Annotated in this window: 11 protein-coding genes; 8 read left to right on the top strand and 3 right to left on the bottom strand. The window is 59.0% G+C overall.

The features are described from left to right. Nucleotides 1-43: 43 nt before the first annotated feature. From lsrR to IM271_RS10730, 3 genes are all read left to right on the top strand, one after another. Nucleotides 44-1,015 (top strand): transcriptional regulator LsrR, encoded by a 972-nt coding sequence (gene lsrR / locus IM271_RS10720; protein ID WP_028014496.1) that lies wholly within the window; start codon nt 44-46, stop codon nt 1,013-1,015. A gap of 32 nt (nt 1,016-1,047) precedes the next feature. After that, entirely contained in the window at nt 1,048-2,628 is a 1,581-nt protein-coding gene (gene lsrK / locus IM271_RS10725; protein ID WP_193052577.1) for an autoinducer-2 kinase, read from the top strand. A 185-nt stretch (nt 2,629-2,813) separates the two neighbouring features. Beyond that, nucleotides 2,814-4,835 carry an NADPH-dependent 2,4-dienoyl-CoA reductase gene (locus IM271_RS10730; protein ID WP_193052578.1) on the top strand — a complete coding sequence of 674 codons (2,022 nt, stop codon included), beginning with the start codon at nt 2,814-2,816 and terminating at the stop codon, nt 4,833-4,835. Here IM271_RS10730 and rlmG read toward each other — a convergent pair. Then, nucleotides 4,832-5,968 carry a 23S rRNA (guanine(1835)-N(2))-methyltransferase RlmG gene (rlmG, locus tag IM271_RS10735; RefSeq protein ID WP_028014499.1) on the bottom strand — a complete coding sequence of 379 codons (1,137 nt, stop codon included), beginning with the start codon at nt 5,966-5,968 and terminating at the stop codon, nt 4,832-4,834. The two genes, IM271_RS10730 and rlmG, sit on opposite strands and share 4 nt — an antisense overlap. Nucleotides 5,969-6,051: 83 nt before the next feature. On the opposite strand from rlmG, the gene IM271_RS10740 reads away from it, so the two are divergent. The 4 genes from IM271_RS10740 (at nt 6,052) to sstT (ending at nt 10,306) form a co-directional block, all read left to right on the top strand. Continuing rightward, nucleotides 6,052-6,555 carry a YgjP-like metallopeptidase domain-containing protein gene (locus IM271_RS10740; RefSeq protein WP_023333531.1) on the top strand — a complete coding sequence of 168 codons (504 nt, stop codon included), beginning with the start codon at nt 6,052-6,054 and terminating at the stop codon, nt 6,553-6,555. Nucleotides 6,556-6,625: 70 nt separating this feature from the next. Further along, entirely contained in the window at nt 6,626-7,624 is a 999-nt protein-coding gene (locus tag IM271_RS10745; RefSeq protein WP_049000041.1) for a Gfo/Idh/MocA family protein, read from the top strand. A 250-nt stretch (nt 7,625-7,874) separates the two neighbouring features. After that, on the top strand, nt 7,875-8,843 hold the full coding sequence (locus IM271_RS10750; protein ID WP_047367080.1) for a TerC family protein: 969 nt from the start codon (nt 7,875-7,877) through the stop codon (nt 8,841-8,843). A gap of 221 nt (nt 8,844-9,064) precedes the next feature. Continuing rightward, nucleotides 9,065-10,306 carry a serine/threonine transporter SstT gene (gene sstT, locus IM271_RS10755; protein ID WP_063438526.1) on the top strand — a complete coding sequence of 414 codons (1,242 nt, stop codon included), beginning with the start codon at nt 9,065-9,067 and terminating at the stop codon, nt 10,304-10,306. A 140-nt stretch (nt 10,307-10,446) separates the two neighbouring features. On the opposite strand, the gene IM271_RS10760 is transcribed toward sstT, so the two are convergent. Further along, on the bottom strand, nt 10,447-11,934 hold the full coding sequence (locus IM271_RS10760) for a UxaA family hydrolase (RefSeq protein ID WP_088204363.1): 1,488 nt from the start codon (nt 11,932-11,934) through the stop codon (nt 10,447-10,449). A 17-nt stretch (nt 11,935-11,951) separates the two neighbouring features. After that, nucleotides 11,952-13,364, bottom strand: coding sequence for a glucuronate isomerase (gene uxaC / locus IM271_RS10765; RefSeq protein ID WP_193052579.1), 1,413 nt, complete (start codon nt 13,362-13,364; stop codon nt 11,952-11,954). A 476-nt stretch (nt 13,365-13,840) separates the two neighbouring features. Between uxaC and IM271_RS10770 the strand changes: the two genes are divergently transcribed. Further along, the gene (locus IM271_RS10770; RefSeq protein WP_028014505.1) at nt 13,841-15,139 is read left to right on the top strand and encodes an MFS transporter; all 1,299 of its coding nucleotides are present in this window, start codon (nt 13,841-13,843) and stop codon (nt 15,137-15,139) included. Nucleotide 15,140: the final 1 nt, after the last annotated feature.

Genomic DNA, 15,140 nt, shown 5'->3' on the forward strand with positions numbered 1-15,140 from the left:
GCCATTACGAACATATGATCTAAATTTTTATAAGAGTTCAATTATGAGCGATAAACGCACTGCGGAAGAAGGACGGTTTGCCGGGCTGGCACTGGCGGAAGAGGAGCTGGTGGCGCGCGTGGCCTGGTGCTACTACCACGACGGGCTGACCCAGAACGATATCGGCGAACGCCTCGGGCTGCCGCGCCTGAAGATCTCCCGCCTGCTGGAGAAAGGCCGCCAGTCGGGGGTGATCCGCGTGCAGATCAACTCCCGCTACGAGGGCTGCCTGTCGCTGGAAACCGAGCTTCAGCAGCGCTTTGGGCTGAAGCTCGTGCGCGTGATGCCTGCCCTAAATACCCCGCCGATGAACGTGCGGCTGGGCATTGGCGCGGCGCAGTCGCTGATGGGCGTGCTGGAGCCCGGCCAGCTGCTGGCGGTGGGGTTCGGTGAAACCACCATGAGCAGCCTGCAACACTTAAGCGGCTTTATCAGCTCGCAGCAGATCCGCCTGGTGACGCTTTCCGGCGGCGTGGGGCCGTATATGACCGGTATCGGCCAGCTGGATGCGGCCTGTAGCGTCAGCATGATCCCCGCCCCGCTTCGCGTCTCATCTGCGGAAGTCGCCGGGATCTTAAAGCGCGAAACCAGCGTGCGGGACGTGATCCTCGCCGCGACCGCCGCTGACGTGGCGGTGGTCGGCATTGGTTCCGTGAACCAGCGCCGTGACGCGACGATACTGCGCTCCGGCTATATCAGCGAAGGTGAACAGTTGATGTACGCCCGTAAAGGGGCGGTGGGCGATATCCTCGGCTATTTCCTTAACGCCGAAGGGGAATGCGTCGAGGAGCTGGAGATCCACAAAGAATTACTCGGCGTCTCGCTTGATGAGCTGGCGCAGCTGCCCACCATCGTCGGCGTGGCCGGAGGGGAAGAGAAAGCCGATGCGATTTATGCCGCACTGAAAGGTCGCCGTATTAATGGCCTGGTGACGGAAGAGACGACAGCCCGCGCGGTGCTGGCTCTGGCCGAATAAGAGTCGCCCTGCGCTAACAGCGAGGCAAGCTCATGAGTTACCTTTTAGCGTTAGATGCAGGGACAGGCAGCGTTCGCGCCGTGATTTTCGATTTACAGGGCAACCAGATTGCCGTCGGCCAGGCCGAGTGGAAGCACCTGAGCGTGGAGAACGTGCCGGGCTCAATGGAGTTTGACCTCGACACCAACTGGCAGCTGGCCTGCCGGTGCATTTATCAGGCGCTGGCGCGCGCGAATCTGACCGCGGCGGATATTCAGTCCGTCGCCTGCTGCTCGATGCGCGAAGGGATCGTGCTGTACGACCGCAGCGGCGAGGCCATCTGGGCCTGCGCCAACGTTGACGCCCGCGCCAGCCGCGAGGTGGCTGAACTCAAAGAGATCCACGACTACCGTTTTGAATCCGAAGTGTATGACGTTTCCGGCCAGACGCTTGCCCTTAGCGCCATGCCACGCCTGCTCTGGCTGGCGCATCACCGTCCGGACATCTACCGCAAGGCCGCGACCATCACCATGATCAGCGACTGGCTGGCGGCAAAGCTCTCCGGCGAGCTGGCGGTCGATCCGTCTAACGCGGGCACCACCGGCATGCTGGATCTCTTTTCACGCGACTGGCGTCCGGCGCTGCTCGACATGGCCGGGCTGCGCGCCGATATTCTCTCGCCGGTGAAAGAGACCGGCACCGTGCTGGGGGCCATCACGAAAGAAGCCGCACAGCAGAGCGGTTTACGCGAGGGCACGCCGGTAGTGATGGGCGGCGGCGACGTGCAGCTGGGCTGCCTGGGGCTGGGCGTTGTCCGCGCCGGACAAACGGCGGTGCTGGGCGGCACCTTCTGGCAGCAGGTGGTTAACCTGCCGCAGGTGCGCACCGACCCTGAGATGAACATCCGCGTAAACCCGCACGTTATCCCCGGCATGGCGCAGGCGGAGTCGATCAGCTTCTTTACCGGGCTGACCATGCGCTGGTTCCGCGACGCCTTCTGCGCCGAAGAGAAGCTGATTGCCGAGCGGATGGGGATGGACACCTATTCCCTGCTGGAAGAGATGGCGGGCCGCGTACCCGCTGGCTCCCACGGCGTAATGCCAATCTTCTCCGACGCGATGCATTTCAAGCAGTGGTACCACGCCGCGCCGTCGTTTATTAACCTCTCTATCGACCCGGAAAAGTGCAACAAAGCGACGCTGTTCCGCGCCCTGGAGGAGAACGCGGCAATCGTCTCGGCCTGTAACCTGACGCAGATTTCGCGCTTCTCCGGCGTGACGTTTGATAGCCTGGTGTTTGCGGGCGGCGGCGCAAAGGGCGCCCTGTGGAGCCAGATTTTAAGCGACGTCACCGGCCTGCCGGTGCGCGTGCCGGAAGTCAAAGAGGCAACGGCGCTCGGCTGCGCCATTGCCGCCGGAACGGGCGCGGGGCTGTTTGCGGATATGGCCTCGACGGGCGAGCGGCTGGTGAAGTGGAGCCGCGAGTTTACGCCAAACCCGCAGCACCGGGAGCTGTACGACGGCATGATGGAGAAGTGGCAGGCGGTGTACGCGGATCAGCTCGGGCTGGTGGACAGCGGGCTGACCACGTCGATGTGGCAGGCGCCGGGGTTAGCGCGGGCAGCGACGCCGTAAATAACGCCGGATGGCGCTGCGCTTATCCGTCCGGGGGTTTTGTAGCCCCGGTAAGCGTAGCGCCACCGGGGAAGTTCTTTGAGATCTATCACAATCATTCGATCCCGCTTTTACCTTTCTGCTGCCGCTGGCTAAATTAGTGACTCATCCGACCACATAACAATAATTTTACACTGGAAGAGACTATGAGCCGCTACCCGTCGCTATTCGCCCCCCTCGATCTGGGGTTTACCACCCTTAAAAACCGCGTGTTAATGGGCTCGATGCACACCGGGCTGGAAGAGCGTCCGGACGGGGCCGAGCGCCTGGCGGCCTTCTACGCCGAGCGCGCGCGCCACGGGGTGGCGCTGATTGTCACCGGCGGCGTAGCCCCTGCCCCTTCAGGCGTGACGATGGAGGGCGGCGCAGTCCTGAATGATGCGACACAGCTGCCGCATCACCGCATTGTCACGGACGCGGTGCATAACGAAGGCGGCAAAATCGCCCTGCAAATTCTGCATACCGGGCGCTACAGCTATCAGCCAAAGCTGGTTGCGCCATCGGCTATTCAGGCGCCGATTAACCGCTTTACCCCTCACGCCCTCAGCCACGACGAGATCCTGGCGCTGATCGACGATTTTGCCCGCTGCGCCGCGCTGGCGCGTGAGGCGGGCTACGACGGCGTGGAGGTGATGGGCTCTGAAGGCTATCTGATTAACGAATTCCTCGCCGCACGCACCAACCAGCGCGACGATGAATGGGGCGGTGACTATGCCCGCCGGATGCGCTTTGCCGTGGAGGTGGTGCGCGCGGTGCGCGAACGTGCGGGCGCGGACTTTATTATTATCTTCCGCCTGTCGATGCTCGACCTGGTGGAGGGCGGCGGCACGTTCGACGAAACCGTGCAGCTGGCGCAGGCGATTGAAGCCGCAGGTGCCACCATCATCAACACCGGGATTGGCTGGCACGAAGCGCGCATCCCGACCATCGCCACGCCGGTGCCGCGCGCGGCGTTCAGCTGGGTAACGCGCAAGCTGAAGGGCAAAGTCTCCGTTCCGCTGGTAACGACGAATCGCATTAACGACCCGCAGGTGGCGGACGATGTGATCTCACGCGGCGACGCCGATATGGTATCGATGGCGCGTCCGTTCCTCGCGGACTCCGAACTGCTCTCCAAAGCGCAAAGCGGCCGTGCGGATGAGATCAACACCTGCATCGGCTGTAACCAGGCCTGTCTGGATCAGATCTTCGCCGGCAAAGTCACCTCATGCCTGGTGAACCCCCGCGCCTGCCATGAAACGAAAATGCCGGTCGTCCCCGCGGTCAGTCAAAAACGCCTGGCCGTCGTGGGAGCCGGCCCCGCTGGGCTGGCGTTTGCGATGAATGCCGCCTCACGCGGGCACAGCGTGACGCTGTTTGATGCCGCCGGTGAAATTGGCGGGCAGTTTAATATCGCCAAACAGATCCCCGGCAAAGAGGAGTTCTATGAAACCCTGCGCTACTACCGCCGGATGATCGATCTGACGGGTGTTGATCTGCGGCTTAACCAGCTTGTCAGCGCGGCGGATCTGATCGGTTTCGACGAGGTGATCCTCGCGAGCGGGATCGCACCGCGCACGCCTGCAATCGAGGGTATCGATCATCCGAAGGTGTTGAGCTATCTGGACGTATTGCGTGACAAAGCGCCCGTTGGCGAGAAGGTGGCGATTATCGGCTGCGGCGGGATCGGCTTTGATACCGCGATGTATTTAAGCCAGCCGGGCGAGGCCACCAGCCAGAATATCGCCGAGTTTTGCGTAGAATGGGGCATTGATACCAGCCTGAGCCAGTCCGGCGGATTACGGCCGGAAGGGCCGCAGCTGCCGAAAAGCCCGCGCCAGATCGTGATGCTCCAGCGTAAGGCCAGCAAGCCGGGTGAAGGGCTGGGCAAAACCACGGGCTGGATCCACCGCGCCACCCTGCTCTCGCGCGGGGTGAAGATGATCCCGGCGGTGAGCTACCAGAAGATCGACGACGATGGGCTGCATGTGCTGATCGGTGGTGAACCGCAGCTGCTGCGCGTGGATCATGTGATTTTGTGCGCCGGACAGGAGCCAAAGCGCGATCTGGCCGATCCGCTGCGCGAAGCGGGTAAAACGGTGCATTTGATCGGCGGGTGCGACGTGGCGATGGAGCTGGATGCGCGGCGGGCGATTGCGCAGGGCACCCAGCTTGCACTGGTTATTTAGCGACGGCGACCCAGCTTCACCGCTTTCAGCACCACAAACTTGTTATTGGTCGCAATGGTGACGCAGTTGCCGAAAATCTTTTTCAGCTTGTGGAAGTAGTCCAGGTGGCGGTTCGCCACGATATACAGCTCGCCGTTGATTTTCAGGCAGCGGCGCGCGTGGTGGAACATCTCCCACGCGACGTTATCCGTCAGGGCGTGCTTCTGGTGGAACGGCGGGTTGCAGAACACGGCGTTGAAGCGGAAAGGCTCAACGCCGGAGAGCGCGTTGTTGATCATAAATTCGCAGCGATCCACCGCTTCCGGCATGTTGGTTTCTACGTTCAGACGGCTGGAGGCCACCGCCATCGGCGACTCGTCGCTGAACACCACGCTGGCTTCCGGATTCTTCGCCAGCAGCGTCAGGCCAATCACGCCGTTGCCGCAGCCCAGATCGACAATCTCCCCTTCCAGGTTTTCCGGCAGATGCTCCATAAAGAAACGCGCCCCAATATCCAGCCCGGTGCGGGAGAAAACGTTCGCATGGTTATGGATGGTCCAGTCGGTGCCTTCCAGTTTCCAGCTCAGCGTCTCCGGCGCGTCGGCCAGCTCCGGTGCGCTGAAGGTGCAGTTGATCAGGCGCGCTTTTTTCCAGGCAAGCGTGGTAGTGGTCGGGCCGAGGACCTTCTCGAACAGCTCCAGCGTCGACGTGTGAATATCGCGCGCTTTGGCACCCGCAATGATGCGGGTTTCCGGCGTGACGACTTTACGCAGCGCGCGCAGCTGCTGCTCCAGCAGCGCCATGGTTTTGGGCACTTTGATCAGCACCACGCCCGGCGCCTGCGGGTAGTCCGCGGTGCTGTCGAGGAACTTCACGCTGGACTCGTCGATGTCGTTATGGCGCAGGTTTTCACGCGTCGCCAGCTCGCTTAAGTAGGAATCGCCAATGCTGTACGGCGTGTGCTCTGCCAGGGCGCAGCCCAGGGCACCAAACGCGTCATTCAGGATCAGAACCGGGCCGCGGATTTCAGTCTCATCCAACTGCTGCAGCAGATATTCATCCGCCGCTTCCCACGCCTGAAGCGGGTTTACGTCGTCCGTTTCCGGGAAACGTTTAAGGTTGAGTGAACGGAAACCGTTGTCTAAGTGGCTCATCGGCCCTCCTGAATGGTAAAATTTGGCGTATCCCTGAAAAGGGTGCGTGAGTATACCCGTTTTCGCATTAATTTGGGCTTTTGATGAACCAACTTACTTATCTCCAGGGCTACCCGGAGCATTTACTGACTCAGGTTCGCAGCCTGATTGCCGAGCAGAAGCTCGGCGCGGTGCTGGAAAAACGCTATCCCGGCACGCACGATTTCGCGACCGATAAGGCGCTCTGGCAGTATACGCAGGATCTGAAAAGCCGATATCTGAAGAGCGCGCCGCCGATCAACAAGGTGATGTACGACAACAAGATCCACGTGCTGAAAAATGCGCTCGGCCTGCACACCGCCATCTCCCGCGTACAGGGCGGCAAGCTGAAGGCTAAGGCGGAGATCCGCGTGGCGACGGTTTTCCGTAACGCGCCGGAAGCCTTTCTGCGGATGATCGTGGTGCATGAGCTGGCGCACCTGAAAGAGAAAGAGCACGACAAAGCGTTCTATTCCCTGTGCTGCCACATGGAGCCGCAGTATCACCAGCTGGAGTTTGATACCCGCCTGTGGCTTACGCATTTATCGTTAAATGGTAATGCGGAATAGCGCACTGGTTTTGCAATAATCCCGTGCTACAGTGGCTAAAGGTTCCCCGCTACGGAGTACGTAAACGTTTATGATACGTTTCGCAGTCATTGGAACGAACTGGATCACGCGCCAGTTCGTCGACGCCGCCCACGAAACCGGCAAACTTAAACTCACCGCAGTCTATTCCCGCAGCCTTGAGCAGGCGCAGAGCTTTGCTAACGATTACCTCGTCGAGCATCTCTTCACCTCCCTGGATGAAATGGCGCAAAGCGACGCCATTGACGCGGTTTATATCGCCAGCCCGAACTCCCTGCACTTCCCGCAAACGGCGCTGTTTCTCGGCCACAAAAAGCACGTAATTTGCGAGAAGCCGCTGGCCTCGAATATTGAGGAAGTGGAAGCGGCCATTGCGCTTGCCCGCGAAAACCAGGTGGTGCTGTTCGAAGCGTTCAAAACCGCCAGCCTGCCGAATTTCCTTCTGCTGCAGCAGTCCCTGCCGAAAATTGGCAAAGTGCGCAAAGCCTTTATCAACTACTGCCAGTATTCGTCGCGCTATCAGCGCTATCTGGACGGCGAGAATCCGAATACCTTTAATCCGGCCTTCTCAAACGGCTCGATTATGGATATCGGTTTTTACTGCCTGGCCTCTGCCGTAGCGCTGTGGGGCGAGCCGCACGGCGTTACGGCCACCGCCAGCCTGCTGGAGAGCGGCGTGGATGCACACGGTTTGGTGGTGCTGGACTACGGTGATTTTAGCGTCACGCTGCAGCACTCCAAGGTGAGCGATTCCGTGTTGCCGAGCGAAATTCAGGGCGAAGCCGGGTCGCTGGTCATCGAGAAGATCTCCGAATGCCAGAAGGTGAGCTTCGTGCCGCGCGGCGGCAAAGCGCAAGAACTGACGCAGCCTCAGCATATTAACACTATGCTCTATGAGGCAGAGGTCTTCGCCCGTCTGGTGGAAGACAACGAAGTGAATCACCCAGGCCTTGCGGTAAGCCGCACCACGGCGAAGCTGCAAACCGAGATCCGCCGCCAGACCGGCGTGGTGTTCCCGGCAGACGGCGTCGGCGCGGAAGCGATCGCGTAAAGCTGTGTAATGAAACGGCGCAGACCATTGACGAAACCGATGGTCTGACATATTTTGTTACCTGCAAAGGGGAGTAACTTCTTCGTCGGTGGATCGTCATTACGATGCGTAAAATATGCATCCGGTCGCCGGGCAACCTTCGTGGTTGTAAGTGAGACCTTGCCGGAAGGCGAGGTCTATGCATAAAAAGCTAACGGCTATCGTCTTCTGACCATGGCCGTTTTTGTTTTTTATGTGTAAGGAAAATAGTATGCATTCTGTCGGCACTCCAATGCTGTGGGGCGGATTCGCGGTTGTCGTGCTCATCATGCTGGCGATCGACCTCTTTTTGCAGGGTCGTCGCGGCGAGCACGGCATGAGCGTTAAGCAGGCCGCCGTCTGGTCGCTGGTCTGGGTTACCCTCTCGCTCCTCTTTTGCGCCGCCTTCTGGTGGTATCTGGCCTCGACTGAAGGCCGTGCGGTGGCCGATCCTCAGGCGCTCGCCTTCCTCACCGGTTATCTGATTGAAAAAGCCCTGGCGGTTGATAACGTCTTCGTCTGGCTGATGCTGTTCAGCTACTTTGCTGTGCCTGCAGCATTGCAGCGCCGCGTGCTGGTCTACGGCGTGCTGGGTGCCATTGTCCTGCGTACCATCATGATCTTCGCCGGCAGTTGGCTAATTACCCAGTTCGAATGGCTGCTGTACGTGTTCGGCGCGTTCCTGCTGTTTACCGGGGTCAAAATGGCGCTGGCGAAAGAAGACGATACCGGTATCGGTGATAAGCCGCTGGTGAAGTGGATCCGCGGCCATCTGCGCATGACGGATAAGATCGAGAGCGAACACTTCTTCGTGCGTAAGAACGGCCTGCTGTTTGCTACCCCGCTGCTGCTGGTGCTAATTCTGGTCGAGCTGAGCGACGTGATTTTCGCGGTAGACAGCATCCCGGCAATCTTCGCGGTGACAACTGATCCGTTCATCGTGCTGACCTCTAACCTGTTTGCGATCCTCGGCCTGCGCGCCATGTATTTCCTGCTGGCAGGTGCGGCAGAGCGCTTCTCGATGCTGAAGTACGGTCTGTCGGTGATCCTGGTCTTCATTGGTATCAAGATGCTGATCGTGGATTTCTACCACATCCCGATCGCCATTTCGCTTGGCGTGGTGTTCGGCATTCTGCTGGTGACGCTGGTTATCAATACCTGGGTTAACCGCCAGCACGATAAAAAGCAGCAGGCGGAGTAATCCCCTCACCCTAACCCTCTCCTCAAAGGGGAGAGGGTTAACACACTTTTGTGACTCAATAGTTAAAAAATATGATGTGACACGTAAAATCCAGCATTTTACTCTTCCGCCTTTCCCCGCTTTCCTTGATACTCAACCAGGCAAACAAATATTTACATCCTGAAATAAATGTGACTTAGAGCACATCCAGGATGGAACACAATTTCACTTAGGAATTTAGTATGAGCACACAATCTAAGGGCCTGCTTGCGCGTCTGACGCAGGGTAGCCTGGTTAAACAAATCCTGGTAGGTCTGGTTCTGGGTATTCTGCTGGCGATGGTGTCAAAACCTGCCGCGGAAGCGACGGGGCTTCTCGGAACGCTTTTCGTGGGCGCGCTGAAGGCCGTTGCGCCGGTGCTGGTACTGATGCTGGTCATGGCTTCTATCGCCAATCACCAACACGGACAAAAAACCAACATTCGCCCGATTCTCTTTTTATATCTGCTGGGCACGTTTTCTGCTGCGCTGACCGCAGTGGTCTTTAGCTTCCTCTTCCCCTCCACGCTACATCTGACCTCTGCGGCGGGCGACGTCACGCCGCCTTCAGGCATTGTGGAAGTGCTGCGCGGCCTGCTGATGAGCATGGTTACGAACCCCATTGATGCTCTGCTGAATGCCAACTACATTGGCATCCTGGTGTGGGCGATCGGCCTGGGCTTCGCCCTGCGTCACGGCAACGAAACGACGAAAAACCTGGTCAACGACATGTCCAACGCCGTGACCTTTATCGTTAAGGTCGTGATTCGCTTTGCGCCCATCGGTATCTTCGGTCTGGTGTCGTCTACCCTGGCCACAACCGGCTTTGACGCGCTGTGGGGCTACGCGCAGCTGCTGATGGTGCTGGTCGGCTGTATGCTGCTGGTGGCGCTGGTGATCAACCCGCTGCTGGTGTTCTGGCAGATCCGCCGTAACCCGTATCCGCTGGTGCTCACCTGCCTGCGCGAGAGCGGCGTATACGCCTTCTTCACCCGCAGCTCGGCGGCAAACATTCCGGTTAACATGGCGCTGGCGGAGAAGCTGAACCTGGACCGCGATACCTATTCCGTGTCGATCCCGCTGGGTGCGACCGTGAACATGGCAGGTGCGGCGATCACCATCACCGTGCTGACCCTGGCGGCAGTGCAAACGCTGGGTATTCCTGTGGATCTGCCAACGGCGCTGCTGCTGAGCGTGGTGGCGTCGCTGTGTGCCTGTGGCGCATCCGGCGTGGCGGGCGGTTCGCTGCTGCTGATCCCGCTGGCGTGCAATATGTTCGGCATCCCGAACGAGATCGCCATGCAGGTTGTGGCCGTCGGCTTCATCATCGGCGTGCTGCAGGACTCCTGCGAAACCGCGCTGAACTCCTCTACCGACGTGCTGTTCACCGCAGCGGCCTGTCAGGCGGAAGACGCGCGTTTAGCGAAGAACGCGCTGCGAGGTTAACAGCAAAACGGCAACCCTGAGGTTGCCGTTTTTAGTGTTTGTACCCTCTCCCCGTAGGAGAGGGTCAGGGTGAGGGCATCAGGCCGCACCGATTAAAGTTCAGTAGGTCGGGTAAGCGCTAGCGCCACCCGACAAAACACTTAAAGCGTCACACCACTCTTAAAGATCGCCAGCTCGCGGAAGTCGTTCTTCTCGTTACAGGTCTGCCTGCCGTTAGCAAACTCCACGATAGTGTCCACGAACTCCGTCAGCAGTTGCGGCATCGCTTTGCCGTGGATCAGCTGGCCTGCGTCGAAATCGATCCAGTGCTTTTTCTTCGCCGCCAGCTCGCTGTTGGTGGCGATTTTGACCGTCGGCACAAAACCGCCGTACGGCGTACCGCGACCGGTGCTGAACAACACCATATGACAGCCCGCCCCCGCCAGCGCGCTGGTGGCGACCGCATCGTTACCCGGTGCGCTCAGCAGGTTCAGGCCGTGGGTTTTCAGGCGTTCACCGTAGCGCAGAACGTCCACCACCTGGCTGGCCCCCGCTTTCTGGGTGCATCCGAGGGATTTCTCCTCCAGCGTGGTGATTCCGCCCGCCTTGTTCCCCGGGGACGGGTTCTCGTAAATCGGCTGATTGTGGGCGATGAAGTACTGTTTGAAGTCGTTCACCATGGTGACGGTCTTCTCAAACGTCTCTTCGTCGCGGCAGTGGCTCATCAGAATGCGCTCCGCGCCAAACATTTCCGGCACTTCGGTCAGCACCGTGGTGCCGCCGTTGGCAATCACGTAATCCGAGAAGCGGCCCAGCATTGGGTTAGCGGTAATGCCGGAAAGACCGTCAGACCCGCCGCACTCCAGGCCAAACTTCAGTTCGCTCAGCCTGCCCGGCTCGCGCCTGTCGTGGCGCATCACCTCATACAGCTGATGCAGCTGCTCAACGCCCGCTTCCACTTCGTCGTCCTGATGCTGGCACACCATGAAGTGCACGCGCTCAGGGTCGAATTCGCCCAGCGTCTCGCGGAAGGCGTCGACCTGGTTGTTCTCGCAGCCGAGGCCGATCACCAGCACCGCGCCCGCATTCGGGTGGCGCACCATGTTTTGCAGCATGGTGCGGGTGTTGATGTGGTCGTCACCCAGCTGGGAGCAGCCGTAGGTGTGGCTGAACAGATGTACCCCGTCGATGCCCTCGGCATCGTGGGTCTCCTTCAGAAAGCGGGTCTGGATCTGACGCGCAATGCCGTTCACGCAGCCGACGGTCGGCAGGATCCACAGCTCGTTGCGGATCCCCACATCACCGTTTGCGCGACGGTAGATTTGCACCTCACGATCCCCCGCCTGCACGCCTGCCTTCGGTAGTTCAGGCTGATAGCTGTACTCGTCCAGATCGCTGAGATTGGTACGGGTATTGTGGGAATGAATATATTCACCCGGCGCAATATCCGCCAGCGCATGGCCGATGGGCAAACCGTACTTCACCACGTTCTCCCCTTTTGCAATGGGGATCAGGGCAAACTTGTGTCCACGGCCAATGGCCTGGCGCAACGTGACCGACTGGTTATCGAAGGCCACTTCCGTGCCTTCGGTTAAATCTGCCAGCGCGACGGCCACGTTATCCAGCGAATGGATTTTGATGTATTGCATATCAACCTCAGACGGCCTTAGTTCAGTTCAATGGCGAAGTAGTCACGCGCATTGTTAAAGCAGATGTTTTTCACCATGTCGCCCAGCAGCTGGAGATCCGCTGGCGCTTCACCCGCGTGCACCCAGCGGCCAATCATCTGGCACAGGATGCGGCGGAAATATTCATGACGGGTATAGGACAGGAAGCTGCGGCTGTCGGTCAGCATACCCACGAAGCGGCTTAACAGACCGAGCTGCGCCAGCTGCGTCATCTGACGCTCCATGCCGTCTTTCTGATCGTTGAACCACCAGCCGGATCCGAACTGCATCTTGCCCGGCATACCTTCGCCCTGGAAGTTGCCGACCATGGTGCCCAGCACTTCGTTATCGCGCGGGTTCAGGCAGTAGAGAATGGTTTTCGGCAGCAGGTTTTGCTCGTTCTGTTTGCTCAGCAGTTTTGACAGCTCTTCCGCCAGCGGGCGGTCGTTGATGGAGTCAAAGCCCACGTCCGCGCCCAGCAGTTTGAACTGGCGCTGGTTGTTATTGCGCAGCGCGCCGATGTGGTACTGCTGTACCCAGCCGCGACGGGCGTATTCCGCACCGAGGAATACCAGTACCGCCGTTTTGAACTGCGCCACTTCGTGCTCGCTAAGCGATTCACCGGAAAGGCGACGCGCCAGGATGCTGTCCAGTTCGGCTTCGTTGGATTCCGCGAACAGCACCACGTCCAGCGCGTGGTCAGAGACTTTACAGCCGTGCGCCGCGAAGTGGTCCAGGCGTTTGGTCAGCGCGGTTTGCAGGTCAGCGAAACGACGGATGTCGGTATCGGACACTTCCGCCAGCTTCGCCATGTAGTCGTTGAACGTGGCCTGCTCAATGTTGAAGGCTTTGTCCGGGCGCCAGCTTGGCAGCACTTTAATGTCAAAAGAGGCGTCTTTGGCGACAACGGCATGATGCTCCAGGGAGTCAATAGGATCGTCGGTGGTGCCCACCATCTTCACGTTCATCTGCTTCATGATGCCGCGCGCGGAGAAGTTATCCTGCGCCAGCAGCGCATTGCACTGGTCCCAGATCTCATCCGCCGTAGCGGGAGAAAGCAGCTTGCCGGTGATGCCAAACGGACGGCGTAGTTCGAGGTGCGTCCAGTGGTAAAGCGGGTTGCCGATAGTGTGCGGAACGGTCGCCGCCCAGGCGTCGAACTTCTCGCGATCGGTCGCGTCGCCGGTACACAGGCGCTCGGCCACGCCGTTGGTGCGCATTGCGCGCCATTTATAGTGGTCACCCTTCAGCCAGATATCATACAGGTTTTTGAAACGGTAATTTTCGGCAACCTGCTGCGGCGGTAAGTGGCAGTGGTAGTCGAAAATCGGCTGGTCTTTAGCGTAGTCGTGGTACAGGCGGCGGGCAAATTCGGTATCTAACAGAAAATCGTCGGTCATAAACGGCGTCATTATCGTCTTCCTCATTACGGGAGCGTTAGAAAGCGTATGTTCATATGCTGCAAAGTTATCACACCAATTTCCACCCACCGAAGCTTTTTTCGTGAGTGAGATCAATAAACGCTAACAAATAAATTACCCTCAATGGAGTAAACCCTTCTACAGGCCGCGCCGTTTCTGGCTTTGCGCGCAGAGATTAATGTCCCTACAAAGAATCATACATTTGTGATGTCACTCACCTTTTAAAGTTGTATGACAAGTTATCGTTTCGCCGTCGCAAACACTAAGCCGACGGAATGCGTTACCGGTGTGAGACACATCGGATTTAACGGTACGGATACCGACTTATGCACGCTTACTTATGGCAAGGTTCGGGCCGTTCCGGGACATTCTCCCGGCTACGCCCCTCCCGTTACACAACTGCTCCCGGCAACGGTTGAGAGGTTGCCGTGCTCTGGCGCGGAAATAACATAACGATGAGGTTTTAGATGCGTAAAATTAAAGGGTTACGTTGGTATATGATCGCACTGGTGACGCTGGGCACCGTGCTGGGCTACCTGACACGTAACACCGTGGCAGCCGCGGCGCCAACGTTGATGGAAGAGCTGCATATCTCCACGCAGCAATACTCTTACATCATCGCGGCCTATTCTGCCGCTTACACCGTCATGCAGCCTGTTGCTGGGTATGTTCTCGATATTCTGGGTACCAAAATCGGCTATGCCTTCTTCGCCATCGCCTGGGCGGTATTCTGCGGTGCAACCGCACTGGCAGGCAGCTGGGGCGGCCTGGCGCTGGCCCGTGGCGCGGTCGGTGCGGCAGAAGCCGCAATGATCCCGGCGGGGCTGAAAGCCAGCTCTGAGTGGTTCCCGGCAAAAGAGCGTTCCATCGCGGTGGGTTACTTCAACGTGGGCTCGTCCATCGGCGCAATGATTGCGCCGCCGCTGGTGGTGTGGGCCATCGTGATGCACAGCTGGCAGATGGCATTCATTATCTCTGGCGTGCTGAGCTTTGCCTGGGCAATGGCGTGGCTGGTTTTCTATAAACACCCGCGCGATCAGAAAAAACTCTCCGAGGAAGAACGCGAATACATTATTGGTGGTCAGGAAGCGCAGCATCAGACCAACAATGGCAAGAAGATGTCCGTCTGGCAGATCCTGGGCACCCGTCAGTTCTGGGGTATCGCCCTGCCGCGCTTCCTGGCTGAACCGGCCTGGGGTACCTTCAACGCGTGGATCCCACTGTTTATGTTTAAAGTCTACGGCTTTAACCTGAAAGAGATCGCGATGTTCGCCTGGATGCCGATGCTGTTCGCTGACCTGGGCTGTATCGTAGGCGGCTACCTGCCACCGCTGTTCCAGCGCTGGTTTGGGGTGAACCTGATTGTTTCCCGTAAGATGGTGGTGACCATGGGCGCCCTGCTGATGATTGGCCCGGGCATGATCGGCCTGTTCACCAGTCCGTATGTGGCTATCGCGCTGCTGTGCATCGGTGGATTTGCGCACCAGTCGCTCTCCGGCGCGCTGATTACGCTCTCGTCTGACGTCTTCGGTCGCAACGAAGTGGCCACCGCCAACGGCCTGACCGGGATGGCCGCGTGGACCGCGAGTACGATGTTTGCGCTGGTTGTCGGCGCGCTGGCGGATACCATCGGCTTCAGCCCACTGTTCGCGGTACTGGCAATCTTCGACCTGATGGGCGCGGTGGTTATCTGGACGGTGCTGAAAAGCAAATCCGCAGAGGAGCTGGCGAAAGAGTCTCTCGGGCGACCGGCTACGCAGAGTTAGC

Origin of the sequence: Enterobacter cloacae complex sp. I3 (assembly GCF_014896175.1) — a bacterium.
GTDB lineage: Bacteria > Pseudomonadota > Gammaproteobacteria > Enterobacterales > Enterobacteriaceae > Enterobacter > Enterobacter bugandensis.

Bases quoted from the DNA above. Each gene is read 5' to 3' on its own strand.
- IM271_RS10760 (WP_088204363.1), bottom strand. From the start codon at position 11,934: ATGCAATACATCAAAATCCATTCGCTGGATAACGTGGCCGTCGCGCTG.
- IM271_RS10770 (WP_028014505.1), top strand. From the start codon at position 13,841: ATGCGTAAAATTAAAGGGTTACGTTGGTATATGATCGCACTGGTGACG.
- IM271_RS10740 (WP_023333531.1), top strand. From the start codon at position 6,052: ATGAACCAACTTACTTATCTCCAGGGCTACCCGGAGCATTTACTGACT.
- rlmG (WP_028014499.1), bottom strand. From the start codon at position 5,968: ATGAGCCACTTAGACAACGGTTTCCGTTCACTCAACCTTAAACGTTTC.
- IM271_RS10745 (WP_049000041.1), top strand. From the start codon at position 6,626: ATGATACGTTTCGCAGTCATTGGAACGAACTGGATCACGCGCCAGTTC.
- IM271_RS10730 (WP_193052578.1), top strand. From the start codon at position 2,814: ATGAGCCGCTACCCGTCGCTATTCGCCCCCCTCGATCTGGGGTTTACC.
- IM271_RS10750 (WP_047367080.1), top strand. From the start codon at position 7,875: ATGCATTCTGTCGGCACTCCAATGCTGTGGGGCGGATTCGCGGTTGTC.
- lsrR (WP_028014496.1), top strand. From the start codon at position 44: ATGAGCGATAAACGCACTGCGGAAGAAGGACGGTTTGCCGGGCTGGCA.
- sstT (WP_063438526.1), top strand. From the start codon at position 9,065: ATGAGCACACAATCTAAGGGCCTGCTTGCGCGTCTGACGCAGGGTAGC.
- uxaC (WP_193052579.1), bottom strand. From the start codon at position 13,364: ATGACGCCGTTTATGACCGACGATTTTCTGTTAGATACCGAATTTGCC.
- lsrK (WP_193052577.1), top strand. From the start codon at position 1,048: ATGAGTTACCTTTTAGCGTTAGATGCAGGGACAGGCAGCGTTCGCGCC.